We start from the raw sequence: 24,815 nt of genomic DNA, 5'->3' as shown, positions 1-24,815 counted from the left end.
GGAGATGTCCTTGCCCACCACCTTCAGGCCATTGATGACCGCCGCGCCCACCACGATGGCGGTGCCGTGCTGGTCATCGTGGAAGACGGGAATCTTCATCCGCTCGCGCAGCGTGCGCTCCACGTAGAAGCATTCCGGCGCCTTGATGTCCTCGAGGTTGATGCCGCCGAAGGTCGGCTCGAGCGAGGCGATGATATCGACCAGCTTCTGGGGGTCTTTTTCGTCGATCTCGATGTCAAACACATCGATCCCGGCGAACTTCTTGAACAGGCCGGCCTTGCCTTCCATGACCGGCTTCGAGGCTGCGGCGCCGATGTCGCCCAGGCCCAGCACGGCGGTGCCGTTGGTGATCACGGCGACGAGGTTGCCGCGCGCGGTGTAGCGGAAGGAATTGGCCGGATCGGCAACGATTTCCTCGCAAGCGGCGGCAACGCCCGGCGAATAGGCCAGGGCCAGGTCGCGCTGGTTCGAGAGCGGCTTGGTCGGGGTGACGGAAATCTTGCCCGGGGTCGGAAACTCGTGGTATTCGAGCGCGGCCTTGCGGAAGACGTCTCTTTCGTAAATTTCATCCATGATCTGAAAGTGGCATGCACCGATTGAAAGCGGAAGACGGCAAAGGAGCGGTTTCCGGTAATGCCAGCTCGATGCCTGCTTCGCGCATTGCCGACGTCACCGTAACAGCATGCTCGGGCGAGAGTGGCGTGAGCGGGAGTCGGATGCCCTCGCGGATGCGCCCCATGCGCGCCATTGCCCACTTGACCGGTATAGGGTTCGACTCGATGAACAAAGCCTGGTTGATCGCGGCCAGGCGTCGGCTCAAGCGACGCACGGTCTGGATATCGCCGGCGCAAGCCGCGGCGCAGAGCTGGTGCATCAGGTTCGGAAGGATGTTGGCCGTGACGGATATGTTGCCGCACGCCCCCATGAGGATCAGCGCCGCGGCCGTGGCGTCATCGCCGCTATACACCGAGAACTCCGGCGGCAGCCGATGGAAGAGTTCATTGGCGCGCGCGAGGTTGCCGGTGGCGTCCTTCAGCCCGACGATGCCATCGATCTTGCTCAAGGACAGGATGGTCTCCACGGTCATGCCCGCGATCGTGCGGCTCGGCACGTCGTACACGACAAGTGGCACGTCGCAGCGTTCAGCCACTGTCCGGAAATGCCGGAAAATGCCCATCTGGCTCGGCTTGTTGTAGTAGGGCACGACCGACAGGCAGGCCGTCACGCCGGCATCGCGGGCCGCCAGCGTGAGGTCGATCGCCTCGCTGGTGGAGTTTGCCCCTGTGCCGCCGATTACCGGAATGCGGCCGGCGGCACGCGCCACCGCCACCCGGATAAGCTCCACCTGATCGCCCGGCGAGAGGGTGGGCGTCTCACCGGTCGACCCAGTGATGACCAGCGCATCAGTGCCTTCCGCGATATGCCAGTCGATGAGCTCGTGGTAAGTGGCCCAGTCGATGGCGCCATCCGGAAACATCGGCGTGACCAGTGCCACGAGGCTGCCGCGAATATCCAGATACTTCCCCTGCATGGTTAGTCTCCCGCCGCTGTCAGGTGGTCCGGCCATTCGGCGGCAAGCTGCTTGGCAGCCGCCTCCAGCCGGGCCAGGCCGTCGTCGATCTCGACGCTGTCGACAACAAGGCTCGGCGCCAGGCGGATGACATCGGGCCCCGCCTGCAGCACCATGACCCCGTGCTCGAGGCATCGGTTCACGACGTGGCGCGACTGGCCCTTCCAGCGGGGCGCCAGCACGCACCCAAGCAGCAGCCCGATGCCGCGCACGGCCTCGAACAGCGCATGGCGCTTGCCGATCTCATTCAGTGCGGAGACAAAATGTGCATGCCGCACCGCCACGCCTTGCAGCACATCCGGCCGGTTGATCCAATGCAACGCCGCTTCGCCGACCGCGCAGGCCAGAGGATTTCCGCCGAATGTGCTGCCGTGGGTGCCGACGCCGAGATGCTGCGCCGCATCCTCCGTTGCAAGCATCGCGGCCAGCGGAAAGCCGCAGCCGATTGCCTTGGCAGTAGTCATGACGTCCGGCACGACCTCGAAGTACTGGTAGCCGAAGAGCGTGCCAAGCCGGCCCATCCCAGTCTGGACCTCATCAAGGATCAAGAGGGCGCCGTGTGCGTCGCAGAGTGCGCGCGCACGTTGCAAGTAGGCGCGACTGGCAGGAAGCACGCCGCTCTCGCCGAGGATTGGCTCGAGCACCACGGCACACGTGTGGTCCGATACCGCCGCCTCCAGTGCCGCGACGTCGTTGAACGGCACGTGCCGGATACCGGCGATGGGCGGTCCGAAACCGTCCGAGTATTTTGATTGGCCGGCCACGCTGACGGTAAACAGGGTGCGTCCGTGGAAGCTGTTGAGCGCGGCGACGATCTCGTGCTTGTCATCGCCGCCGGTGACGATGCCATGACGGCGTGCGAGCTTGAACGCCGCCTCGTTGGCTTCCGCGCCGGAGTTGGCGAAGAACACGCGATCTGCAAAGGTCGCCTGCGTCAGCGCATGCGCGAGCCGCATGGCGGGCTCATTCGCAAAGACATTGGAGGTGTGCCAGAGCCGCCGTGCCTGACTGGCCAGCGCGTTGACGAGAGCCGGATGGCAATGGCCCAGCGCATTGACGGCGATGCCGCCGGCGAAGTCGACGTACTCGGTCCCGTCCTGATCCCAAAGACGCGCGCCTTTGCCTTCGACCGGAACGATGCCGGCCGGATCATAGCTGGGGACCATGACGTGTTCGTAGAGGTCCCGCGATACGGAGGCCGTCACAGCGCTCCTTCGCTCGGTATGGTCACGATGTTCATCATCAAGAAGTTGTCAGCCGTGGTGTTGTTCAAATTCGGCCATGTAGCCGGTCAGTGCCTGGACGGCCTGCTCGGTCACGGCGTTGTAGAGTGATGCGCGCATGCCGCCCTTGGCGCGATGGCCTTTCAGGCCGAGCAGGCCGCGCTCGGCGGCGCCGGCAAGGAATATGCCTTCAAGTCTCGGATCGGCGAGATGGAAGGGCACGTTCATATGCGAGCGGTCAGCGGCCACGACGTTATTGATGAAGCAGCCGCTGCGGTCGATCACGCTGTAGAGCATGTCCTGCTTGCGTGCGTTCCTGGCGCGAACGGCCTCGAGCCCACCCAGCGACTTTAGCCACTGGAACACGAGTCCGGCCGCATACCAGGCGAAGGTCGCCGGCGTGTTGTACATCGATTGGTGCTCGGCGAGCACCTGGTAGTTCATAACGTCGGGGCAATAGGCATGGGCGCGACCCAGCAGATCGTCGCGGACGATGACAAGCGTCAAGCCGCTCGGCCCGATGTTCTTCTGCGCGCCGGCATAGATCAGGCCGAAGCGCGCGACGTCGAGGGGCCCGGAAAGAATGTTGGCGGAGAAGTCAGCGACAAGGGGACAGTCGTCGCCGACATCGGGTATCCAGTGGAACTCGAGCCCGTCGATCGTCTCGTTGGCGGTGTAGTGAAGATATGCGGGCGCGTCCGACGGACGCCATGCCGACTGGGGCGGGATCGCCTTGTATCCCGATCCCTCGGCACTCGCGGCGATATTCACCTCGCCATATCGCGCTGCGGCCGTCTGCGCCTTGCGCGACCAGTACCCGGTATCGATGTAGTCGCAGGGACCGGCCTGGTGCATGAGATTCATCGGGATTTGCGAGAACTGCAGCGTGCCCCCGCCTTGCAGAAATAGAACCTTGTAATGCGCGGGAATGCCGAGTAGCTCGCGCAGGTCCTGCTCGGCGCGAGCCGCCATCTCGACGAAGGCTTCGGAGCGATGGCTCAACTCCATGACCGAAGTACCAGTGTCCTGCCAGTTCAGCAGGTCTTCCCGCATCGTCCCCAGAACGGACTCCGGGAGGGCGGATGGTCCCGCGCTGAAGTTATAGCACCTTAAGGGTGATTCCATGTCGTTCAACTCTTCCTTCATTGATATTCGCCGCCGTCCGTGCAGTCAGCGGGTCATGCCTGCGAGCGTCATCAGCAGCCGAAGCGTAAGCGCGACGACACCCAATGCGGCCACGCTGCATGCCCAGATGAGAACCATCCAGCCGATGCGCCGGAAGGTGGTGCCGTGTCCGTCCGGAGTGATTGGTGCGTTCATTCAGTGAAACCCCTCTCCGGCCTTCACCTTGCCCCGAAAGACGTAGTAAGCCCACGCCGAGTATCCGATGATCATGGGGATGATGAGCAGCGCACCGACCAGCGTGAAGCCGAGGCTCTGCGGTGGCGCTGCAGCCGCAATGATCGAGATGGCGGGCGGTACGATGTTGGGCCAGATGCTTATCACGAACCCCGAGTAGCCAAGGAAAATCAGCACCAGCGACCACAGGAACGGTCCGGCATGCGGATCGTCTTGCAGCGTGTGCAGTATGCAGCCGGTCGCAATGAGCACCACGACGGGCACAGGCGTGAAGAACCAGAGATTGGGCAGGGAGAACCAGCGGTTGGCGATGGCCGGATTGTGGAGGGGCGTCCAGATGGCGACGATCACAATGGCCGCCAGCATGGCTATCGTGAGAGGACGCGTCACGCGGATCATCGTGCGCTGGAGCCCACCTTCGGTCTTGAGGATGAGCCAGGTCGATCCCAGCAGAGCATAGCCGATCACCACGCCAAGACCTGTGAAGACCGAGAACGGCGTCAGCCAGGCCATCACCCCATCAGCGCTTGCGCCATCGATTACGTGCACGCCATTGATAAAGGCGCCGAGCACAGCACCCTGGAAGAATGCCGCGACAAAGGACCCCGTCATGAAGGCCTTGTCCCAGAACGGCTTGTGGGCTTCGGTGGCCTTGAATCGGAACTCGAACGAGACGCCACGCCAGATCAAGCCGGCCAGCATCAGCAGCAGCGGCACGTAGAACGCGCTGAGCAGGATTGCATAGGCTTTCGGAAAGGCGGCCATGAGGCCGGCACCGCCAAGCACCAGCCATGTTTCGTTGCCGTCCCAGACCGGCGCGACGGTGTTCACCATCGTGTCACGGTCCTCCCGCCTCGGGATGAACGGGAAGAGGATGCCGATCCCCAGATCGAATCCGTCCATGATGACGTACATCATGACCGCGAATCCGATGATGAGGAACCACACCAGAGGCAGATCGATACCCATTTCCTATCTCCTCGTTTAGTGTCCGGAATTGGCGGCATCGGGCGCCACCGATGCCGCGGACAGCGGGCGTGCCGGCCGCTCATTGCGCGTGTCGCCGTCCGGCGGGTTCTCATGCCCGGTCGGCCCCTGCCGTACCAGCCGGAACATGTAGGCGATTCCGGTACCGAAGACCCCTGCATACATCACCATGAGCACCACAAGCGTGACCGAGAGGGTCAGCGTGGAGTGGTTGGAGACGGCATCGCTGGTTCGCATGAGTCCGTACACCACCCATGGCTGCCGGCCGATTTCCGTGGTGAACCAGCCGGCCAGCATGGCCACGACGCCCGCTGGCCCCATCAGCAGCGTGAAGCGGGCCAACGCGCGCGATATATACAGCCGGCCTCTCCAGCGGGTCCATGCGGACCAGACCGCCAAGAGGACCATCAGCATGCCCAGTCCGACCATGACCCGGAAGGTCCAGAACAGGACGGCGGCATTTGGCCGGTCCTCGCGAGTGAAGTCTTTCAAGCCGGGGATCGTCCCGTTCCATTCGTGAGTGAGAATCAGGCTGCCGAGATGCGGTATCTCGATCGCATATCGGGTCCGTTCCATGTCCATATCGGGGAGTCCGAAAAGGATCAGCGGCACGCCGCCCTCGCCGCGGTCGTTCTCCCAGTGACCTTCCACCGCCGCAATCTTCGCCGGCTGGTGCTTGAGGGTATTGAGCCCATGGGCATCGCCGATGACCACCTGCAGCGGCGCGGCGACGAGCAGCATCCACATGGCCATGGAGAACATTCTTTTGATGGCGGGTTGGCGATCTCCCCTGAGCAGGTGCCATGCCCCTGAAGCGCCGACGAATAACGCGGTGGCAAGCATGGCCGACATCACCATGTGCGCCAGCCGGTAGGGGAACGAAGGATTGAAGATGACTGCGATCCAGTCGACCGGCACCACCACCCCGTTGACGATCTCGTAGCCCTGCGGCGTCTGCATCCAGCTGTTCGAGGCCAGAATCCAGGTTGCCGAGAGCAGGGTGCCCACAGCGACCATGGCAGTTGCAAAGAAGTGGAGGCCCCGGCCCACCTTGTTCCAACCGAACAGCATCACGCCGAGGAAGCCGGCTTCGAGGAAGAACGCCGTGAGGACCTCATAGGTGAGCAAGGGGCCGGTGATGCTCCCCGCGAAGGTCGAGTAGCGGCTCCAGTTGGTGCCGAACTCGTATGCCATCACCAGTCCGGACACGACGCCCATGGCGAAGTTCACCGCAAAAATCTTCGACCAGAATTGGTACAACACCTTGTATACGTCATCCTTCTTCCATAGAAATAGTCCCTCGAGCACGGCGAGGTAGCTCCCCAGCCCGATGGTGATGGCCGGGAAGACGATGTGGAAGGAGACCGTGAATCCGAACTGGATACGGGCGAGTTCCAAGGCAGTGAACGGAAACATGGCTTGACCTGGCTATCCTTGAGACAGACGCTCTAGCAGCGTCCCTGGTTTCGACTGCCGCCGCTCGAGCGCGTCGGCGGCGTCACGCCAGCGCGGCAGCGGAACCCCCGGCGGCGAAAGCAGGCTGGTGAAGCCGCACTGCAGTAGCACCGGGAACTGGTCCGGCAACAGCGGCCCGGCAGCCCGCAGGTCGCCTGCGAAGTGATGGCGTTCGCGGAGCATGCGCGCAAGCGTGAAGCCGCGGCCATCTCTCGATTTGGGGAACTCGATGACGATCAGCGATAGCGTGTCGAGCATCGCGGCGACGCTGGCGGTGTCCTCGCTGGCGGCTAACCAAATGCCGCTCGCGCTTGCGCCGGACTGCATCACATAAGTACCCCACTGGTCGAGCCGGACTACCCCACACATCGGATCTGGCAGTGGCTGTCCCGGTTGCCAGTAAATTCGGTGGTCCTCCGCGGGCAGGCCGGCCTTGTCAATCAACGCCATGGAGCACCTCCTTAAAAGGCTCGATTCCTATACGGCGATAGGTGTCGATAAAGCGTTCACCGTGCTGGCGCTGCGCCAGAAATATCCCGACCAGCGCTTCGACGACCTCCGGCACGTCTTCGTAGGGCACCGACGGCCCCAGGATCTTGCCGACTGCCGCGTCTTCGTCGGCGCTGCCGCCCAACGTGATCTGGTAGTGCTCCTCGCCCCCTTTGTCGATGCCTAGTACCCCGATGTGGGCAACATGGTGGTGGGCGCAGGCGTTGATGCAACCGGAGACATTGAGCTTGAGCTCGCCAATCTCGCGTTGCTTCGCCTCGTCGAAGCGGAGCGCGATGCGTTGCACAACAGGCACCGACCGCGCCAGCGCAAGACTGCAGTAGTCCAGCCCGGGGCAGGCAATCGAATCCGAGATCAGATTGATGTTCGGTGTGGCGAGCCCCGCTGCCTTGAGCGCCTTCCAGACCTCGTAGAGCTCGCCGCGCCGGACATGCGGCAGCACCAGATTCTGTTCGTGCGATACCCTGATCTCGTTGAACGAATGCCGCTCGGCCAGATCGGCGATCCGCTCCATCTCCTCGGCGCTGACATCACCCGGAATGCCGCCGGCCGGCTTCAACGACATGACCACGCTGACATAGCCCGGCATCTTGTGCGGATGCGTATTTGTCTTGACCCAATGGCGGAATCCCTCATCCTGCGCAAGCGCAGCATCGCATTCCGCCGAATCCACCGGCAGCGACGCGAAGGCCGGGAACACGAAGCGGCTCCGGATGGCCTCCACAATCGCGGGCTCGAGGTACTGGCGATTCGCCGGCAGGCGTTCGAACTCCTCCTCGATCATCTCGATGAACTTGCCCGGCTTGAGTTCCCTGACAAGAATCTTGATCCGTGCCTTGTAGATATTGTCGCGCCTGCCGAGGGCGTTGTAGACGCGCAGGATCGCCTCGACGAAACGGAGCAGGTCGCGCTCGGGAAGCCAGTCGCGTACCTTCGTTCCGACGATTGGCGTTCTGCCCAGACCGCCACCGGCGTAGATCTGGAAGCCCACTTCGCCCTGCGGATTCTTCTTCGCAAGAATGCCGATGTCATGGAAGCGCACGGCGGCACGGTCGACCGGACTGCCGGTAATGGCGATTTTGAACTTGCGCGGCAGGTAGGTGAACTCGGGATGGTCGGTGGACCATTGCCTCAGAATCTCGGCATGGACGCGCGGGTCGACGACCTCGTCGACGGCCGCGCCGGCGAAGTGATCGGTGGTGACGTTGCGCACGCAGTTGCCGCTGGTCTGTATGCAGTGAAGATCGGCGTCAGCCAGCGTCGACAGAATTTCGGGAGAGTCGGCGAGGTGCGGCCAGTTGAACTGCAGATTCTGGCGGGTGGTGAAATGACCGTAGCCCTTGTCGTAGGTGCGCGCCACATATGCGAGCTGGCGAAGCTGAATGGCGCTCAGCGTCCCGTAGGGAATCGCCACGCGCAGCATGTACCCGTGCAGCTGCAGGTACAGCCCGTTCATCAGACGATAGATCTTGAACGCTTCCTCGCTGAGCTCGCCTGACAGGCGTCGGGCTACCTGCAATCCGAACTGTGCGGCACGGTCCTTGAGGAATTCCCGTTCCGTGGCGTCGTATTGGTAGATGCCGGCATGCTCGATGCCAACCGGCACGACCGGCGACGCCATGATGGCCGTGCGCGCGGCAGGCCGACGCGCCTGCTTGCCAAGATCAGTGCGAACCGATGGACCCTGTGCGCGCATCTGCTCGCGGAAGTCGGCGGGCACGGGGCGTCCGTCGACGATCCGCGCCGCGCGCGGGGTGGGGCTCACGACCAGGTTGTCCGCTTCGGCGGCACTCGCCGCGGTCTTGGCATCGTCGAGCTGCGCGGAGTCGAATGCATGGGCGTCTTGCAGGGCATCGACCCACGCGTGTCCGGCATCGAGCCACACCACGGCGCCATCATGAAGTCGATTTGCTGAGATCAGGTAGTAGTCATTCATCGCGGTCAGTAAGGTTCAGTGCATCGATCCATGCGCTAGCTTCATGTATGTATATATATGTGAAGTGTATGGTAATACTAGTTCAGATTGTTCGGTTTTACAACGCCGAAAGACGAATCCGCTTTCGAGGAGCACCCGCATCGCTGACGTCCTGACGCGCCACGTCGAGGCGCTACCGCCTCCCGCCGGCCGAGTGGGGATGAATACATACAGTGATATACTGTATGTAAGAGGCTGTTTTGCCTGTCTAGACTATGGTGCCTGGCGCTGTAAGGCACACAATCGAATAAGGAAAGGTGTCAACGATGAATGACACGAAAGCAGGCCCGCGCGCGGGCTGGATACGTCCGCTCACGCAGGGCGCCGGACCCCGGTACATGCAGATTGCCGATCTGATCGGAAAAGCCGTGAAATCCGGCGAACTGACCGACGGCGACCAGATTCCGCCACAGCGATGGCTTGCCGAAGCACTTGGGGTCGATCTCACGACGGTGACGCGCGCATATACCGAGGCCCGCAGTCGTGGACTCATCACATCCTTCAGCGGCCGGGGTTCTTTTATCGCGGGTAGCAGGGAGCCGGCCAGCGACGGCCGGATCGATCTCTCGATGAATATTCCGCCCCAGCCCGCGGGCGGCGGCATGGCGGAGTTCGTGAAGACCACCATCAGCGAAGTACTGGCTCGCCAAGGCATCGAGGCCCTCTCCGCCTATCAGGACGCTGGGGTGAGTGCGTCGCTGATCCAGGCGGGCAGGGCATGGCTGCGGCCGGCGCTCGGCGCGCTTGCCAATCATCCGGACCTCACGCTGTGTACGGGAACCCAGGCCGCCATCTTCTGTGCACTCCTGTCGACAACCCAGCGAGGCGACACCATTTTGTCCGAGCCGTTGACCTATCCGGGCTTCCTGGTGGCGGCTCAGCAGCTCGGGCTGCGTCTGGTTGGGCTGGACGTCGATGCAGACGGCGTCACGCCCGAATCCGTCGAGCGCTCTCATCGCGAAACCGGCGCAACGCTCATCTATCTGAATCCGACGCTGCAGAACCCGACCGGCACGACGATGCCTGAGGCACGCCGCGAGGCGATTGCCGCGACACTCCTCCAACTCGGCATGACGCTGATCGAGGATGATCCCTACCGTTATCTGCTGAATGACGCGCCGCCGCCAATCGCGACATTTACCGGCGGCGAGCGAACGTACTACATGACGTCGCTGTCGAAATGCCTGTGGCCGAGTCTTCGCACGTCGTTCGTCGTTCCTCCGCACGAGCATGATGGCGCTGCACTGCAGAGTGCCTTGCGTGCGTCCAGCATGGGCTGTTCGATGCTGCTGGCCGCCGTCGCTGAGGAGTGGCTCCGCAGCGGCGTGGCGAAACAGCTGGTCCTCGACATCCAGCGCGAAGTGCGTGCCCGGCAAACGCTGGCGCGAAACATCCTGCCTCGGGACGTCAGCACCCATCCCACCGGCGTGCACATCTGGATGCCGCTGCCGGGTCATTGGAATCGCCAGTTGTTCGCACACGCGCTGGAGCAGCATGGTGTGCTGGTGGCCTGCTCGGACGATTTCAGCATTGCGCCGAATCCCGTGGATGCCGTGCGGCTGTCGATCGGCGGCGCACGCGATCAGGGGCTGCTGGGCCAGGCGCTGCAACAGGTCGCCAGGCTGCTGTATGAGGAGAGGCGGCGTGGTGGCCGCACCATCGTGTAGGCGGCTAAGCGCGTACCAGCGCCCGCTTGCCCAGCCGAGAACGCCCACGAGGGGTCCAGACATGCGCCTCGCTGAGCACCACGGACCTTCAGATTCGCGAAAGGGGTGGCTAACACGATATCGCTGGGCGATAAACCAACGAAACACGCTCCAATGCATACGCTGCAAAAGTGCCTTGCCTATTGCGTGGAGAGGTAGTGCGCCATTGACTTCACCGTTGGCATCGATCTCGCCACCATGGTGTGGTCAAGCTGCGTACGCCTGATCCAGTACGTCAACGCGGAGGCCCCGGGCGTGACCGTAGAATCGTCGAGGTCAGCAGTGCGGAACTAGGGGAGCTGGTGGCAATACCGAAACTCGAGCAGCGGTATCAAATGCAGGTTCGTGCGCTGCAATGCATCCATGGTGATGGCAATATCGCGGACCGGCGCGAGAAGTGTTGGTTACGCCTCAAACGTAACGGCCAACGCGGCGGCGACGGTAAGATTCCGCGGAAAGCCACGGATTTTCCCTTTTCCAGTGCGTGTTAGGTGTAAAATCCGTAGCATTGCAAGGATTACGGGCAAAAAGTGGCCGAATCCGTATAATCTGTGTGAGGGCACGGAAGTTGCGAAAGAGCTACTTTTCCCGTGTAATCGTACAGACACTATGGAGCGCAGATGCGAGTGACCATTACCGACGCTGAAGAGATTGGCGCTGTAGTGCGCGCGGTGCGCAAACGCGGAGGTTTGCGCCAGGACGATGCTGCAGGCCTTTTGTCGGTCGGCGAATCCTTTATGTTCAAGCTCGAAAACGGCGAAACCTCGCTCCAATGGCGCAAGCTGTTTCAAGTATTGCAGGGACTGGGTATTCACGTCGAACTGGACGTGCCGGATCTTACGCCAGCGGTCCTTGAGCACGAACGCGCGCGCATGCACGAGAGACAGTTTCGTCGTGGACGTAGCCCGGAATGACCGAGCGCATTCTCGTCGCCCATATCGATGACCGCGTTGTGGGCACGTTGCGCGGCGATCAGGATATCTGGTCGTTTGGATACGACGCGCGCTGGCTGGCGGATCCGACGAGCTTTGCGCTGAGTCCAGCGTTGCCGCTAGGTGATCGGGTCGTCGATGGCAGCACCCGCCGTCCAGTTCAGTGGTTCTTCGACAATCTGCTTCCCGAGGAAGCACAGCGTACCCTGATGGCCCGCGATGCCGGGATCCGCAACGAGGGCGATGCGTTTGCGCTTCTCGTGCACTATGGCGCTGAGTCGGCGGGCTCGCTGACGCTCTTACCGCCCGGTGTTGCGCTGGCGCAGCCGTCGTGGCGGCCATTGTCCGATGATGCCTTGTCGGCGCGAATAGCCGCACTGCCGCGCGTGCCCCTGTCGCACGAAGCTCCAAAGAAGATGTCACTGGCAGGCGCGCAGCATAAGCTCGCGGTGGTTCTGGCGAACGACGCGTTGCTCGAACCGGCTGGCCCCGCTCCATCGACGCACATCCTGAAGCCCGCGCACCAGGACAACGACACTTATCCGCATTCAGTCATCAACGAGTGGTTCATGATGACGCTCGCCGGGCGGCTAGGCCTGCCGGTGCCGGCAGTACATCGTCGATATGTTCCGGAACCGGTCTACATTGTCGACCGATTTGATCGTCAGGCCGGATCCCGTGGCTGGGAGCGCCTGCACAGTATCGATGCCTGCCAGATGTTGAACCTATCCCGTACATTCAAATACGACCAGGGAAGCCTCGAGGCTCTGATTCGTCTGGCGGCGCTTTGCCGGGCGCCGGCGCTGGCTCGTGCCAGACTGTTTGACTGGCTGGCCTTTAATCTGATGACGGGCAACGGGGACGCCCACCTGAAGAATCTCAGCTTCCTCGCAAGCGGAAGCGGAGTTGCGCTGGCTCCCTTCTACGACCTGCTCAGTGAAGCAGCTTACGCGACGCCGGCACTTGGAAATGCGGGATGGCCGGATGTCAGGCTTGCTTGGCCGTTACCCGGCGCGGCGTATTTCCGAGATGTCAGTTTTGCGGTGCTGCATGCCGCAGCGGTGGCGCTGGGCCTGGCGCCACATACGGCAACGCGCCGCCTTGCTGCAATGCGCGACGCCATCGTACCCGCCGCCAAGATCCTATATGCCGAGGTCGAAGCCACTAACGCCGCGTTGGCCGAGCAACGACCCCAGCTCGCCGCTACTCTGGCGGGAGAGTTGCGCTGCTTACGGGTCATCGTGCACACCATCATCGGCGACATGGTGCGCCAATTGAGCTGACGATCAGACTTCGTGCTGGGGTAGAGGAGCCCCACACCAGAGGGACTCGCCGTCGGACGACGCTCTTTCCGGATGGGAAGGGACCGAGCAGCTTGGATCACGATGCTATTGGCGGCCAGGGCCCATCCCCATCCAGGACAGCGAAACGCAGAAGGCTTCACTCTCTATTGGCAAGGTAGGGCAGGCCCATTGAGACGAATTTGTACCGCTCGAGCTCATCTACGCCAATGCCGCATAGCGAGAAGGTAGGTCCACGCACGCGCAAAAAAAGCCCGTCGAAGGGTTGCTGACGCACTTTTCCCGTAAACCTCCAGGAGACGAAAGCTTCGGCACCACTACTCATTTTCGTTTGGACCGCAAAGCGCGGTGCTTCGACGCTCTCGAACATATGCTCAAAGATCGCCCGGATCGCGGCGATCCCCCTAACGTCGTTAAACGGGGCGCAGAAGCGCGCCTGCTGCGCGTAATACTGGTCCAGATGTGCGAGTGAAGAGGGCGACAACGCGTCGTACCATGCCAGTAACGCGGCTAGGGTATGCCGCGGCAGGGTGTATTGATGTGGCATGTGGGTCAAAAACATTCATGTTATGCGGTTCAACAGCTGTAGCAGGCCTAGGCTGATTCGGTACGGCAGTAGACTGATAAGACGAACCAGGCGCGTAAAGCGTTGAGGAAACGCTATTTCGAAGCCACCTCGCTCCAACCCGGTGAGAATGGCTTCTGCTGCAACTTCCGGTGTGATGAGGGCGGGCATTCGGAACGTGTTGCGCGCCGTCAGGCGCGATTTGACAAAGCCCGAATTGATCAGGTACACACCGAGGCCGTGTGCATGGAGTTCCACATACAGAAGCTCTGCCAAATTGATCAGGGCCGCCTTTGAGGGGCCATACAGTGTGGCGCCGGGTAAGCCGGCGTAGCTTGGCACGCTCCAGTTCCTCCTCTCCGTGCAGGTACATCGACGTTGTGGCAACCGATGCATGGCGCAAGGTGTCGCGCAGGAGGTGAGATCAGCTCCGCGGGCCAGTGCGTGGCTAGCGTGACTGTGTCTCATCCAGTGAGGGGTTGCGCCACCCAACCTTTCCGCAGCCACTGGGTGAGCGGCACTCGATTGCGTCCGCGGCCTGCACAAAGAAGCATATCTCGCCCGCTGCCGTTGACCTTGCTCACTTGCCCGAGGGGGTTGTCGCACGGCAGTTGAGAGAATTATCAGGTTTGTCCGTTCGGCTCGCTCGGCGAAACACAGTGGGGACCGCTCAAAAGTGATTTTGTAATAACTTATTCGGCAGTCGCAGAAGTCGTTGCTTGATCGATAGAAGAGGTGTATAAAAGTTAGCGAGTTTATGTTTCGTTCATAAATCCCCTAACTTCTTTACAATCATGGATCCGATCCTAAATCCGTATGCTCCCGGCGCAGGCAGCCCTCCACCGGAGTTGGCCGGCCGCGGCGACGTCCGCGAAACCGTCCGCATTTGTATCGAGAGGCTCCGGCGCGGGCGCCACGCAAAAAGCGTACTTATGGTCGGTCTCCGAGGGGTTGGGAAAACCGTTCTGCTGGACAAAATGCGACATGATGCTGAAGCCAGCGGTGCGCACACCATCCGTATTGAGGCGCCGGAGAACAAATCGCTACCAGCCATGCTGGCCCCACAACTGCGCTTAGCGTTGCTTCGGCTGAGCAGGGTTGAAGCGGCCAAGGACTACGCTGTTCGAGGACTCCGCGCGCTCGCCGGATTTGCCAGCAAGCTGAAGGTCACATACAACGACATTGAAGTCGGGTTGGATTTCGATCCAGAGCCAGGGCTAGCCGACAACGGGGATCTGGAGGGCGATCTTACTGCCCTTTTGGAGCAGGCAGGGGAGGCTGCAAAGCACGCCGAAACGGTGCTCGTTATCTTCATTGATGAACTGCAGTACGTGCAGGAGGATCAGATGGCTGCCCTCATTTCCGCTTTGCATCGCTGCACTCAGCGGCAGTTGCCGGTCACGGTTGTTGGAGCCGGATTGCCACAATTACGTGGCCGTATGGGCGAAGCGAAGTCATACGCTGAGCGGCTCTTTGATTTCCCTGAGATCGGACCCTTGGCAAAGTCCGATGCTACGCTGGCGCTCGTAAAGCCGGCCGAAGATGAAGGCGTCGAGCTAGAGGCAGAGGCCGTCGCTCGCATCTTGGTGGAAACGAAGGGATATCCATACTTTTTACAGGAGTGGGGCAAACATGCCTGGGATGTGGCGCGCCAAAGTCCAATTACTGGCGATGACGTCACTGGAGCTTCAACCGAAGCAATAGCGGCACTTGATGAAAGTTTTTTCCGCGTTCGTTTTGATAGGCTGACTCCCGCAGAAAAACGATACTTGCGAGCAATGGCAGAACTTGGACCCGGCCCGCATCGCTCCGGCGATATCGCTCAGCAACTCGGTCGCAACGTGCAATCATTTGGTCCTACTCGCAGCAGCCTCATTCTGAAGGGCATGATATGGAGCCCAACTCACGGAGACACGGCGTTTACTGTGCCGCTCTTCGATGAATTCATGAAGCGGATTATGCCGGGGAATGAATGGGCGAACGGTCAAGCCGTGGACCAATGAGCGCCTATGGTTCGCTGGCCGGCAGTAGACATTATTAAAGACACCATTCCCGCCGTTGATGCGGTTGATGCAGCTTTGCGCCGCCGTGTTGACAGATTGCTCCGGGTCTTCATGGCCTCAAATTGTTGGCTTGAATGATGACTCTGCTTGGGCAGTGAACCCGTCAGCTGCTTCGAAGATAGATTTCCGCCGGTTTGCTCTGTTAGACCTATTGCCGCAGCGGATATCCGCACGCTTGCGGACCTGACTGTCCGTATCCGCGGCGCGAGCAATGGTGGGCCACGATTCCAGGTCTGGGGCCAAACGGCGCCCGGCGCATCAAGGCATTTTTTTCCGCCCCCCTCGAGTTGACGTCTCGCGCCCGCGCATTGATCGCCGCCGAGCCGCGCGGCATGATCGTGCCGGGGGAGCAGAGGGGGCGCTTGCCGCATGAAGTCGATGGTTCGCTGGGTCAGTTCCGTGCGCCGCGCGAAACCTCATCCCTTGCCGCCGACAATGACTACGCCGCCGTCCAGGCATGGCTGGCATGCATGAATCGCGGGCCACGACGCGCCTATTGCAAGGAAGCGGAGCGCCCGATCCTGTGGGCCATCATCGAAAAGGGGCGGCCGCTGTCGTCGCTGACGACCGAGGATGCCACGGCCTACCGCAATTTCCTGCGTACGCCCGCGCCGCGCGGGCGATTGGTCGGCCCGTCGCGTCCGCGCAGTGCGTCGGACTGGAAGCCGTTGACCGATGCGTTGTCGCCGCGTTCGGCCGTCTATACGTTGCAGGTTCTCCGAGCACCTACGCAGCGGTAGGCCGTTGGAAATCTGAAATGGCTTCCCTCCCGGGGCAGGACATAGCCATCGAACCTCTTGAAAGCTATCTGTCTTTCGCCCGCAGAGTGCCGCAGCGACGACTCCGGTGGTATGCGTTCGGCGGCCGGCGGCCGCGCACGGCGACGCTTAGCCTGCGCTATACGGGTCAGTTCGGCAGCGGCAATCGTCGTGCCGACGCTCTATATGCGATTGCGCTGATCTTTTGGTCTCCGGGGCCGAGGGCTTTTTGCAAAGCATGCCGAGCGGCGGAGCAATCGTGAGCACTCTTGTTGCGGGGAAGGGAATTGATGCAAAAGTGGGCACAGTAAGGCAAGCAGTTTTACCGGTGCTGAATGATGACCTTCGTGATGTCGAAGCCGATCGTCAGAATCTTTAGAAGTTGGCGTCGGCAAGGACTCTTGCTGCCCCATTTTCGCCCGTCAGTTACGTTGAAACGGATGACCGCTGTTCGCTCGATTCCCGACAAACACACGTAATCGGACCATAGTGTATGCGGCCCCATATGGTATGTGGCACTAGCTGCAATCCGGCCAATGATGGGCTAGTGAGAAGTAGGCAGCACTTTGACTTAGCTACGCGGGGTGGCGGGCGATGCGCCCAACGTTTGTAGCAAATCCGTAGCACTGGCGGCGCCGTCGCCGTCCATTGGGACCGGCGGGAGCACGCCCACCACGCCCTCGGTATCCAGCGCACAGAGCCCTTCTGCAGCATCTCCCCCGAGCAATGTTGGCAGATGCAGGCCCGGCAGCGGCGCATCGAGCGTCAGTTCGGTGACCGTCTCGGTAAAGGCGTGCCCAGCCAATGGCGCACGGGCGGCGGGCAGTCGAACAAGGCCTTGCCGACCGGGAGGATCAGAGCGCGGCTCTCATTGCGGAGCAGGATGATGTGTATGCCAGACGCGGGCGAAGGCGGCCTCGGAGTCGAAAAAAAGCTCGCGGGCCAAAGGGCGGGCGAGCTGCATTAGGAGTTGCCCACCCTTAGGAACGACCTCTCTGCCAAGAGGACAATGCGGCACCCGGAATATGCGAATGTCCCTTGCCTGAACCGCGACGACGTCTTGTTGCGCGTGCCCTGGTCTCGCGGCCTATACATGAGTATGAGCGTTCGATGCCTATGTAGAAGGCAGTGCCACCGTCTGTAGAATGGTTTTGTCGGCCCACGCGCCTACCCTTGTTCCATGGCCGGTGCGATCGCACCGTAACCGAACTTCGATGCAGTGAACATTCGTCCCGAGGGGGAACCCCCTCGGAGGGATCCGTTTTGCCTTCGGTCCGGGAAGGGGTGGCCCAATATGGAAACTCGATACTTTGATCTGCTCACATCTCCGGAGCTGGGCGGCGCGGAACTCGCCATCGAAGTCGGTGCTCATCTTATTAGTGAGCGGGACGGCTACACGCACCATGGCATCTATGCGGGAAATGGGCAGGTGATTCACTATGGTGGCTTTGATCGCACCGCGAAGCGGCGACCCGTCGAATACATCGCCTTGCGCCACTTTGCGGCAGGAAAGGGGGTAGGCATTCGCGCTGCACTGGATTCCATTTACACGGGAACCGATGTGGTGGAGAGGGCAAAGTCCCGCTTGGGCGAAGACCAGTATCAGTTCCTGACCAACAACTGCGAACACTTCTGCACATGGTGTGTGTCGGGAGTCGGGCGTAGTGAGCAGGTATGGCGATGCTTACGGAACCCGTGGGCAGGCGTCAAGACGCTGTTTGCGCTCGCGAGGGCGGGAATACTTGCTTTCCGTGATCGCGCAAGGCGCGTTCAACGGCATCGTCACGCCTACCTCGCTCAATCCAATGCTTGCTAAGTCCGCGGAAGGCTGACTAGGGCAGGGCGGCCTCAAATCTGAAGTGCAACACCTTGCCATCCAGTAAGGTGCGGTGAAAGACAAGAGCGAAGTACCGACAACTACTGGAACTGCCAGGGGAGCCTTTGGGGGACAAGTCGGCCGCGGGCAATTTCCAGCATGTTGAGACTTTCCCGACCACTGCGCTAGTGGCTGGCTGTCGCAAGCCGGTTCGACCGCGCGACGCATTCGTGCTTCGGATGTTGCCCGTGCAGGGATGGGGTTGATGCCTCCAAATTCCTCGCCGGGGTCCGGCACAGTGACACGACGCTACCGGTGTATGCCGGCCATCTGCATGAGTAACCGGAGCACGAAGGCCGCCCCGCCCAGGCCCGCCACGCTGCACGCCCAGATGAACAACAGCCAGCCGGTCCGTCGTATCCAGTCAGGTGTGCGTGACATGGACATGCTCCCTAGTGATAGCCATCGCCGACGCGGACCTTGCCGCCAAATACATAGTAGGACCATACCGTGTACATCAGGATGAACGGAATCACGAACAGCGCCCCGACCAGTGCAAAGCCCTGGCTCTGCGGCGGAGCGGCAGCGGCCCATATCGAAATCGATGGCGGCACGATATTGGGCCACACGCTGATGGCCAGACCGCTATAGCCGAGGAAAACCAGCCCGAGCGTGTAGAGAAATGGCTTCGCATGCGTGTCTCGGCGCAGCGAACGCAGCAGCAGGATCGCGCAGACCAGTACCAGCAGCGGAACGGGCGCGAACCAGACCACGTTGGGCAGGGTGAACCAGCGCTCGGCGATCAAGGGGTGCGCAACTGGCGTCCAGACGCTGATGATCGCGATGGTAACTAGCAGTGCCCAGACCAGCCGCGACGCCAGGGATTTCATCCGGTCGCGCAGCGGGCCTTCGGTTTTCAGAATCAGCCACGCGCTGCCGAGCAACGTGTAGGCGACGACCACGCCGACGCCGCAGAACAGCGGGAACGCTGCGAGCGATCCCAGGGTGCTGCCGGTGAAGGCGCCGTCCTTGACGGGCAGGCCATCGATATAGGCGCCGAGCGCCACACCCTGAAAGAACGCGGCTACAAATGATCCGCCAATGAAAGAGAGATCCCACACGGGTCGTTCGCGATCGTTGGCCTTGAAGCGGAACTCGAATGCCACGCCGCGGAATATAAGCCCCAGCAGCATCGAGACGATTGGCAGGTAGAGCGCGGACAGCACCACGGCGTAAGCCAGCGGGAAAGCCGCCATCAGCCCGGCGCCGCCAAGTACCAGCCATGTTTAGTTGCCGTCCCAGACGGGTGCTACCGTGTTCATCATCACATCGCGGTCATGGCGGTCCGGTACGAACGGGAACAGGATCCCGATGCCCAGATCGAAGCCATCCATGACGACGTACATCATGACGCCGAAGAAGATAATCAGAATCCAGAGCAGGGAGAGATCGATGCCCATGATGTCAGATCCTCACTTCCGTGGTTGTCAGACGCATGTCGTCGTCGATCGCGGAGAGCGGCCGGGCCGGCTTGTGATCGGCGGGCGGCTCGGCATCGGTTTCGAATGCATCGCCCTCGTAGGGCTTCGGCCCGTTGCGCACCAGTCGGAGCATGTGTAGGCAATACCGACGCCGAAAACGAACAGATAGGAAACGACGAACAGCGCGAGCGTGACGCTTAACTGCGCGGCCGTGTGCGGCGTGGCCGCATCGGCTGTCCGCATCAGGCCGTACACCACCCAGGGTTGGCGGCCGATTTCCGTGGTGAACCAGCCCGCCAGCAGCGCGATCAGCCCGGTGGGGCCCATCCAGAGCGCCATGCGGAGGAAGCCGCGGTGTTCATGCAGGCGCCCGCGCCAGCGTAGCCATTGACTCCACAGGCCGAACAGGATCATCAGAACGCCCAGGCCGACCATCACGCGGAAGCTCCAGAACAGGATCGTGGCATTGGGCCGGTCTTGCGGCGGAAATGATTTCTGCCCCTTAATCTGCCCGTCGAGGTGTGCGTTAGGATCAGGCTGCCTAGGCGCGGAATGCCGACTGCGAAAGGTGTTTCTTCCCGTTCCATGTCGGGCCAGCCGAACACCAGCAGCGGAAGCGGACCTTCGCCATGCGATTCCCAGTGACCTTCCAGCGCGGCGATTTTCGCGGGCTGGTGTTCAAGCGTATTCGGGCCGTGCACGTCGCCGACCACGGCCTGGATGGGCGCGACGATCAGGAGCATCCCCATTGCCATCGAGAGCATCTTGCGGATGGCGGAGTTGTCGTTGCCGCGAAGCAGATGCCATGCGGCGGACGCGCCAACGAACAGCGCAGTTGAGAGAAACGCAGCGATGCTCATATGCACCAGGCGGTAGGGGAACGAAGGGTTGAAAATGAGGGCGAGCCAGTCGGTCGGCACCACACGGCCATTGATGATTTCGAAACCCCGCGGCGTCTGCATCCAGCTATTGGATGCCAGAATCCAAGTGGCAGAAATCAGCGTGCCCAGCGCCACCATCAGCGTGGCGAGGAAGTGCCACCTAGGGCCCACCCGCTTCCAACCGAACAGCATGACGCCGAGGAAACCGGCTTCCAAGAAGAAGGCCGTGAGCACTTCATACGTCAGCAGCGGTCCGGTGATGCTGCCGGCGAACTCGGAGAAGAACCTCCAGTTGGTGCCGAACTGGTAGGCCATCATGAGGCCGGAGACCACGCCCATGCCAGAGTTCAACGCGAATATCTTCGACCAGAAATGGTAAAGATCGCGATAGACGGTGTTGCCGGTTCGCAGCCAGCACCCTTCCAGCACGGCCAGGTAAGACGCCATCCCGATCGTGATCGCGGGAAAGATGATATGGAACGATATGGTAAAGCCAAACTGAATCCGCGCGAGATCATGGGCTTCAAGATTGGGCATGAGCTGGACTCCTAATGCAAGTGCAAGTGGCCATGCGCGTCACTGACAGATTGCCTACAAGGCCGTCCGAGCCACGGAATCATGTGATTGCAAAGTGACTCAGAGTTCGCGAAGCACTGACATGAGCAGTTACCCCTAGCCATACCGTCCTCCAAAGGTTAGCGGATACAGGCGATCGATCAAGGCTTGTGCTCCGCGGACTGTCCTGAACGAAAGGGCGTTCTGAACCTCTTTCTTATCGATTCGTGCCGTCTCCACATAGATGGCGACGGCGGTCACAAAGGCTGCCTTGGCCCGCGGGTCGAGTTCCGATTCCAGGGCCCGGTGAAGAACTGTTGACTGGCGATCCGTCGCCCGCACGCATAGTCGGCCTGGTCCAGCGCCTGCCCGCACGAACACTTCGTCCTTGTTACCCCGGTACACCGCGTATCTCCCGTAGTCTTCCAGCGAGGACGGCGGCGTCCTCATCCGCACTGCCGCCCAGCGTTATCTGGTGATATTCCTGCCCAGCCTTGTCCAATCCCAGTATGCCGATGTGGGCGAGTGGTGATGGGCGCACTGTTGATTTGCACCGCATCCCCACCTGCCGGGGGTGAGTCAGAATTCGGTGCAAATCAACAGGACCAGGCGCTACAGCGGACTGCCGCGCTCCTGCACGAGGACCGTCGCCGCGGCGGGCGTACGATTGTGTGACGTCACTGGTCCAATGCATGGTGGTGCGGCAGGGCGACAGCCGGTTTGATCCGACTCAAGCTGAGGGGGTTTGGTGTCCTGAGGACAACGTACTGGTGTTCTACGGGCGTCTAGTGCCTACGAACATCGCTACGTAGTATTCAACGTAACACGTCAGTCATTGATGCATCTACTCAAGGTCCTCAGCGACGTGCGTCTTCTCAACTGAATTCCAGGAGCCACAATGACCCAGCGCAGCAACAACATGAAGCAGTCGTCGGAACTGTTCAAGAGCCGTGAGCACCGATGCGCTGTCCGCTCTGCCCGTCGTTGGGCGACCGCACTCGCAATTACCGTGGCAAGCATTACAGCGGCCACGGCACATCCGGATCCATCAAATCTGGCGCAGTACACCGACCCGGCCCAGCCGGCGATGCCCATTCCCAAGATGACCCTCGACCTGCAGCGCACCGCGTTGGTAGTGATCGATCCGCAGATCGACTTCATGAGCCCGAAGGGTGCCGCCTGGTCCGCCGTGGGCGAAGCCGTCACTGAGAAACGTATCGTACCGAATCTGATACGCCTGTTCGAGGCCTCGAAGATGGCCGGTATCGTCGTCGCGATCTCGCCTCACTACTACTATCCGCAAGATCATCGCTGGAAGTTCCAGGGTCCCGCCGAGCTCTTCCAGCACAAAATCAAGATCTTCGACCGGCCCAGTCCCCTCAGCTTGGAAGGCTTCCGCGGCTCCGGCGCGGACTTCATGCCGGAATTCAAGCCTTACATCGAGGATGGCCAGACCATCATCGCCTCGCCCCACAAGCTCTACGGCCCGCAGGCCAACGATCTCTCGCTGCAGCTTCGCAAGCAGGGCGTCACCCAGGTCATCCTGACCGGGATGCTGGCAAACCTGTGCGTCGAATCGCACCTGCGCCAGTTCTTGGAGGAAGGCTTCGAGGTGGCCATCGTGCGTGATGCCGTCGCGGGCCAGAAGCTGCCTGAGGGGGATGGCAACCTTAGCGCGCTGATCAACTTCCGCTACATCGCCAACGCGCTGTGGACGACCGACGAGGTCGTCGCCAAGCTCGGAACGCCTGCCGCGGAATGACGTGTCGCCGCGCCGGCCGCCGGGCTATCATCTGAAGACGCCTGCGGCCGCGCAGGGCTTCACTGATGCGCCACATCGACTTTCCGCTCAACGAGTTTTGGAACATGGCCTTCACGGTCCGACATCCCACGGCCGGCCCACGCTGCGGCAACAAGGTGGTGCAGCGACTAACTTGCGTTGGCGACGACGACCAATCCGTCCTTGTGCTTGAATGTCGCTACTTCACGTCAGTGATGACCCCAAGAGGCCTGCGCATCTATCCGGGCGCCAAGAATTGGCGCCTGTCTAGCGGCGAACTTGTCGAGTTGATCGACAAAGATCTGTTTCGCATCCCTCATACCGGAGAAATACTCATGCGAGACGGCTGATTGGCCATTGTCACGCGAGCCTCCTCGAGGCAGTACCACTCCACCGCGCACGTGGGATTCCAGACCGGGAGGCAACTGACGGATGCTGTCGTGCCCACACTTACGCGACGCCAGGCCGCCTGAGCCGTCGTCTTGCAAGTCAGGTGATCGTTTACAAAAAGCCGCCGCGAGTCTTGTGAACTCGCGGCGGCTTCTCGACAATCGTCAGTGCAATCTATGCCACTATGGTAAATAGTCGAGCATCAATCAGTAATCCCACAGCACCGGCACGAAGCGGAAGCCTTTACTGCTTTTTTGCAATGTGACCGATGGACGGGAACGCCACATGCGCTGCGGCCAGCAGGGCGCCGGCTTCAGCGGCTTCGGTGAGCAGCGCGATACGGACGTCCACAGCCGCTTCAGGAGCGTGCTCGAAGCCATTTTGCCATTCGGGATTGTCGAAGCCGACTTCGAAAATGGCGTCGCCTACGAACGTCAGCTTCTCGCCGTTTGATGCGGCGTCCACGACGCAGTGCCCCGGCGTGTGGCCACCCACACGCGCCCCGACATGCCAGCTGCGACCTCGACGGTCTGATCGAGCTGCACGATGTCTTCGCTGTAGAGTTCCGCGAACTTTCCGGCAGCCTTGCGGAGGGCGGGAGGGACTGTTTCCGGCATCACTGTCTTGCTGAAGTCAATACCAGCCGATTCCAGGCGCATCACCGACCCACCGGCGCGCGTGAAGTATTCGAATCCGACGCCTACGCCAGAATCGATCAGGATCAGGCGTTCGCCGCTGCACACGAGCGCGATATTCAGCGCCCAGTCGAACATGTCGCGTCGCAGGAAGCAGCTATCGAACCATTCGTTGCGGTCCGATCGGCTCACGTTGGTGGACATGGTTGAGGCCGGCAGCGGCAGAATGCCATCGCTGATCAGCACGACATCGACGTCACCCACGCGCACGGGGTAGCGGGGAGGCCGCGAGCTCGCCAGAACCTACTTTGCCAGGGTTGGCGGTAACCGGCTGCACATTGCAGGTTGTTTCGCGCATTCTCTGTAGTCCTGTCAATTGGGTGGGTAAGCCGAGCTGTGCGGCAGGCGCGGTCTCCTTCGTCGTGCGGACATCCTCCTCGAGCGTCGCACGCCTTCTGAGACGTCCGGGGCGGTGAGATCGAGGGTCCGCTTATACTCCATCTCCGGTCGCTCTTCCGGAGCGACCCTTGACGCGGGCGTCCCGCGCTCACAACTGACGGGTTGGCGGCACTGCCATGCATGAGTAGACAGGCACGCAGCGCATCTTTTTCGCCTATTCTAGGAAGGTCATAGTGTGGCCGCTTCGATGCTGCGGACTCGCCGTGCCGTAATCCTGGACGAGCACTTCTGTCTCCTCGCTGGGACGAATGCGGCGTTCTCGTTACAGGACGATTGGCAGGCTGCGGCGAGCAAGATGAACCTTTCGCTTGGTTTCAGCGCCGATGCGTAACAGTCTGAGCCTTCATATTCTGTGCGAGGACGGAGAGCACGTGCTCTGTCGAGGGCGCCGCTCAGACAAAGGCGGCGTCGGCA

General features: G+C 61.4%; 18 protein-coding genes and 6 pseudogenes. 8 read left to right on the top strand and 16 right to left on the bottom strand.

All coding sequences use genetic code 11. From position 1 onward, the window contains the following. The 9 genes and pseudogenes from AB4120_RS27255 to AB4120_RS27215 form a co-directional block, all read right to left on the bottom strand. Window positions 1-573, bottom strand: a pseudogene (locus AB4120_RS27255) (NADP-dependent malic enzyme); the annotation flags it as partial. After that, the gene (dapA, locus tag AB4120_RS27250; RefSeq protein WP_441643084.1) at window positions 566-1,531 is read right to left on the bottom strand and encodes a 4-hydroxy-tetrahydrodipicolinate synthase; all 966 of its coding nucleotides are present in this window, start codon (window positions 1,529-1,531) and stop codon (window positions 566-568) included. The gene dapA and the pseudogene AB4120_RS27255, both read right to left, overlap by 8 nt. Before the next feature lie 2 nt (window positions 1,532-1,533). Continuing rightward, window positions 1,534-2,736: an acetylornithine/succinyldiaminopimelate transaminase gene (locus AB4120_RS27245; protein ID WP_441643083.1), complete on the bottom strand. Its 1,203-nt coding sequence runs from the start codon at window positions 2,734-2,736 to the stop codon at window positions 1,534-1,536. Window positions 2,737-2,823: 87 nt separating this feature from the next. After that, window positions 2,824-3,918 carry a 3-phosphoserine/phosphohydroxythreonine transaminase gene (serC, locus tag AB4120_RS27240; RefSeq protein WP_441643085.1) on the bottom strand — a complete coding sequence of 365 codons (1,095 nt, stop codon included), beginning with the start codon at window positions 3,916-3,918 and terminating at the stop codon, window positions 2,824-2,826. Window positions 3,919-3,963: 45 nt separating this feature from the next. Next, window positions 3,964-4,113, bottom strand: a complete 150-nt coding sequence (locus AB4120_RS27235; RefSeq protein WP_441643082.1) for a DUF2474 domain-containing protein — start codon at window positions 4,111-4,113, stop codon at window positions 3,964-3,966. Continuing rightward, window positions 4,114-5,121, bottom strand: coding sequence for a cytochrome d ubiquinol oxidase subunit II (gene cydB / locus AB4120_RS27230; protein WP_441643081.1), 1,008 nt, complete (start codon window positions 5,119-5,121; stop codon window positions 4,114-4,116). A gap of 15 nt (window positions 5,122-5,136) precedes the next feature. Continuing rightward, entirely contained in the window at window positions 5,137-6,555 is a 1,419-nt protein-coding gene (locus AB4120_RS27225) for a cytochrome ubiquinol oxidase subunit I (protein ID WP_441643080.1), read from the bottom strand. Between the two features lie 12 nt (window positions 6,556-6,567). Continuing rightward, window positions 6,568-7,044 carry a DUF934 domain-containing protein gene (locus AB4120_RS27220; protein ID WP_441643079.1) on the bottom strand — a complete coding sequence of 159 codons (477 nt, stop codon included), beginning with the start codon at window positions 7,042-7,044 and terminating at the stop codon, window positions 6,568-6,570. Continuing rightward, window positions 7,031-9,040: a DUF2849 domain-containing protein gene (locus tag AB4120_RS27215; protein WP_441643078.1), complete on the bottom strand. Its 2,010-nt coding sequence runs from the start codon at window positions 9,038-9,040 to the stop codon at window positions 7,031-7,033. Before AB4120_RS27215 ends, AB4120_RS27220 begins: the two co-directional genes overlap by 14 nt. Window positions 9,041-9,345: 305 nt before the next feature. On the opposite strand from AB4120_RS27215, the gene AB4120_RS27210 reads away from it, so the two are divergent. From AB4120_RS27210 to AB4120_RS27200, 3 genes are all read left to right on the top strand, one after another. Continuing rightward, entirely contained in the window at window positions 9,346-10,746 is a 1,401-nt protein-coding gene (locus tag AB4120_RS27210) for an aminotransferase-like domain-containing protein (RefSeq protein WP_441643077.1), read from the top strand. Between the two features lie 659 nt (window positions 10,747-11,405). Continuing rightward, window positions 11,406-11,699, top strand: a complete 294-nt coding sequence (locus AB4120_RS27205; protein WP_441643076.1) for a helix-turn-helix domain-containing protein — start codon at window positions 11,406-11,408, stop codon at window positions 11,697-11,699. After that, window positions 11,696-13,000, top strand: coding sequence for a HipA domain-containing protein (locus AB4120_RS27200; RefSeq protein ID WP_441643075.1), 1,305 nt, complete (start codon window positions 11,696-11,698; stop codon window positions 12,998-13,000). Before AB4120_RS27205 ends, AB4120_RS27200 begins: the two co-directional genes overlap by 4 nt. Window positions 13,001-13,157: 157 nt before the next feature. Here the strand turns inward: AB4120_RS27200 and AB4120_RS27195 are convergent, their stop codons facing one another. The 3 genes and pseudogenes from AB4120_RS27195 to AB4120_RS27185 all read right to left on the bottom strand — a co-directional run. Next, window positions 13,158-13,580 carry a nuclear transport factor 2 family protein gene (locus AB4120_RS27195; RefSeq protein ID WP_441643074.1) on the bottom strand — a complete coding sequence of 141 codons (423 nt, stop codon included), beginning with the start codon at window positions 13,578-13,580 and terminating at the stop codon, window positions 13,158-13,160. Beyond that, complete coding sequence (locus AB4120_RS27190; protein ID WP_441643073.1) at window positions 13,581-13,925, bottom strand: hypothetical protein; 345 nt, start codon at window positions 13,923-13,925, stop codon at window positions 13,581-13,583. Continuing rightward, window positions 13,909-14,133: pseudogene (locus tag AB4120_RS27185) on the bottom strand (tyrosine-type recombinase/integrase); the annotation flags it as partial. The gene AB4120_RS27190 and the pseudogene AB4120_RS27185, both read right to left, overlap by 17 nt. Before the next feature lie 244 nt (window positions 14,134-14,377). On the opposite strand from AB4120_RS27185, the gene AB4120_RS27180 reads away from it, so the two are divergent. The 3 genes and pseudogenes from AB4120_RS27180 to AB4120_RS27170 all read left to right on the top strand — a co-directional run bounded on the left by AB4120_RS27180 (window position 14,378) and on the right by AB4120_RS27170 (window position 18,220). Further along, window positions 14,378-15,586 (top strand): AAA family ATPase, encoded by a 1,209-nt coding sequence (locus AB4120_RS27180; RefSeq protein ID WP_441643072.1) that lies wholly within the window; start codon window positions 14,378-14,380, stop codon window positions 15,584-15,586. Window positions 15,587-15,808: 222 nt separating this feature from the next. Next, window positions 15,809-16,371 (top strand): annotated as a pseudogene (locus AB4120_RS27175) (phage integrase family protein); the annotation flags it as partial. 1,327 nt (window positions 16,372-17,698) lie between these two features. Then, window positions 17,699-18,220, top strand: coding sequence for a lecithin retinol acyltransferase family protein (locus AB4120_RS27170; protein ID WP_441643071.1), 522 nt, complete (start codon window positions 17,699-17,701; stop codon window positions 18,218-18,220). A 309-nt stretch (window positions 18,221-18,529) separates the two neighbouring features. Here the strand turns inward: AB4120_RS27170 and AB4120_RS27165 are convergent, their stop codons facing one another. From AB4120_RS27165 to AB4120_RS27155, 3 genes and pseudogenes are all read right to left on the bottom strand, one after another. Then, window positions 18,530-18,661 (bottom strand): DUF2474 domain-containing protein, encoded by a 132-nt coding sequence (locus AB4120_RS27165; RefSeq protein ID WP_441643070.1) that lies wholly within the window; start codon window positions 18,659-18,661, stop codon window positions 18,530-18,532. A gap of 11 nt (window positions 18,662-18,672) precedes the next feature. Next, window positions 18,673-19,680: pseudogene (gene cydB, locus AB4120_RS27160) on the bottom strand (cytochrome d ubiquinol oxidase subunit II). 4 nt (window positions 19,681-19,684) lie between these two features. Next, window positions 19,685-21,119, bottom strand: a pseudogene (locus tag AB4120_RS27155) (cytochrome ubiquinol oxidase subunit I). 916 nt (window positions 21,120-22,035) lie between these two features. On the opposite strand from AB4120_RS27155, the gene AB4120_RS27150 reads away from it, so the two are divergent. Next, window positions 22,036-22,899 (top strand): cysteine hydrolase family protein, encoded by an 864-nt coding sequence (locus AB4120_RS27150; protein ID WP_441643069.1) that lies wholly within the window; start codon window positions 22,036-22,038, stop codon window positions 22,897-22,899. Between the two features lie 65 nt (window positions 22,900-22,964). Continuing rightward, window positions 22,965-23,267 (top strand): hypothetical protein, encoded by a 303-nt coding sequence (locus tag AB4120_RS27145; protein WP_441643068.1) that lies wholly within the window; start codon window positions 22,965-22,967, stop codon window positions 23,265-23,267. Between the two features lie 246 nt (window positions 23,268-23,513). On the opposite strand, the pseudogene AB4120_RS27140 reads toward AB4120_RS27145, so the two are convergent. Next, window positions 23,514-24,300 (bottom strand): annotated as a pseudogene (locus AB4120_RS27140) (MBL fold metallo-hydrolase). Between the last annotated feature and the right edge of the window lie 515 nt (window positions 24,301-24,815).

It is taken from the genome of Cupriavidus sp. 2KB_3 (assembly GCF_052115685.1).
GTDB lineage: Bacteria > Pseudomonadota > Gammaproteobacteria > Burkholderiales > Burkholderiaceae > Cupriavidus > Cupriavidus campinensis.
The sequence above is the reverse complement of the archived record's forward strand: the minus strand, read 5'-3'. Positions and strand labels throughout refer to the sequence as shown.

Coding starts and splice junctions, on each gene's coding strand:
- dapA (WP_441643084.1), bottom strand. CDS start 1,531: ATGCAGGGGAAGTATCTGGATATTCGCGGCAGCCTCGTGGCACTGGTC.
- AB4120_RS27245 (WP_441643083.1), bottom strand. CDS start 2,736: ATGGTCCCCAGCTATGATCCGGCCGGCATCGTTCCGGTCGAAGGCAAA.
- serC (WP_441643085.1), bottom strand. CDS start 3,918: ATGGAATCACCCTTAAGGTGCTATAACTTCAGCGCGGGACCATCCGCC.
- AB4120_RS27235 (WP_441643082.1), bottom strand. CDS start 4,113: ATGAACGCACCAATCACTCCGGACGGACACGGCACCACCTTCCGGCGC.
- cydB (WP_441643081.1), bottom strand. CDS start 5,121: ATGGGTATCGATCTGCCTCTGGTGTGGTTCCTCATCATCGGATTCGCG.
- AB4120_RS27225 (WP_441643080.1), bottom strand. CDS start 6,555: ATGTTTCCGTTCACTGCCTTGGAACTCGCCCGTATCCAGTTCGGATTC.
- AB4120_RS27220 (WP_441643079.1), bottom strand. CDS start 7,044: ATGGCGTTGATTGACAAGGCCGGCCTGCCCGCGGAGGACCACCGAATT.
- AB4120_RS27215 (WP_441643078.1), bottom strand. CDS start 9,040: ATGAATGACTACTACCTGATCTCAGCAAATCGACTTCATGATGGCGCC.
- AB4120_RS27210 (WP_441643077.1), top strand. CDS start 9,346: ATGAATGACACGAAAGCAGGCCCGCGCGCGGGCTGGATACGTCCGCTC.
- AB4120_RS27205 (WP_441643076.1), top strand. CDS start 11,406: ATGCGAGTGACCATTACCGACGCTGAAGAGATTGGCGCTGTAGTGCGC.
- AB4120_RS27200 (WP_441643075.1), top strand. CDS start 11,696: ATGACCGAGCGCATTCTCGTCGCCCATATCGATGACCGCGTTGTGGGC.
- AB4120_RS27195 (WP_441643074.1), bottom strand. CDS start 13,580: ATGTTTTTGACCCACATGCCACATCAATACACCCTGCCGCGGCATACC.
- AB4120_RS27180 (WP_441643072.1), top strand. CDS start 14,378: ATGGATCCGATCCTAAATCCGTATGCTCCCGGCGCAGGCAGCCCTCCA.
- AB4120_RS27170 (WP_441643071.1), top strand. CDS start 17,699: ATGGAAACTCGATACTTTGATCTGCTCACATCTCCGGAGCTGGGCGGC.
- AB4120_RS27165 (WP_441643070.1), bottom strand. CDS start 18,661: ATGTCACGCACACCTGACTGGATACGACGGACCGGCTGGCTGTTGTTC.
- AB4120_RS27150 (WP_441643069.1), top strand. CDS start 22,036: ATGACCCAGCGCAGCAACAACATGAAGCAGTCGTCGGAACTGTTCAAG.
- AB4120_RS27145 (WP_441643068.1), top strand. CDS start 22,965: ATGCGCCACATCGACTTTCCGCTCAACGAGTTTTGGAACATGGCCTTC.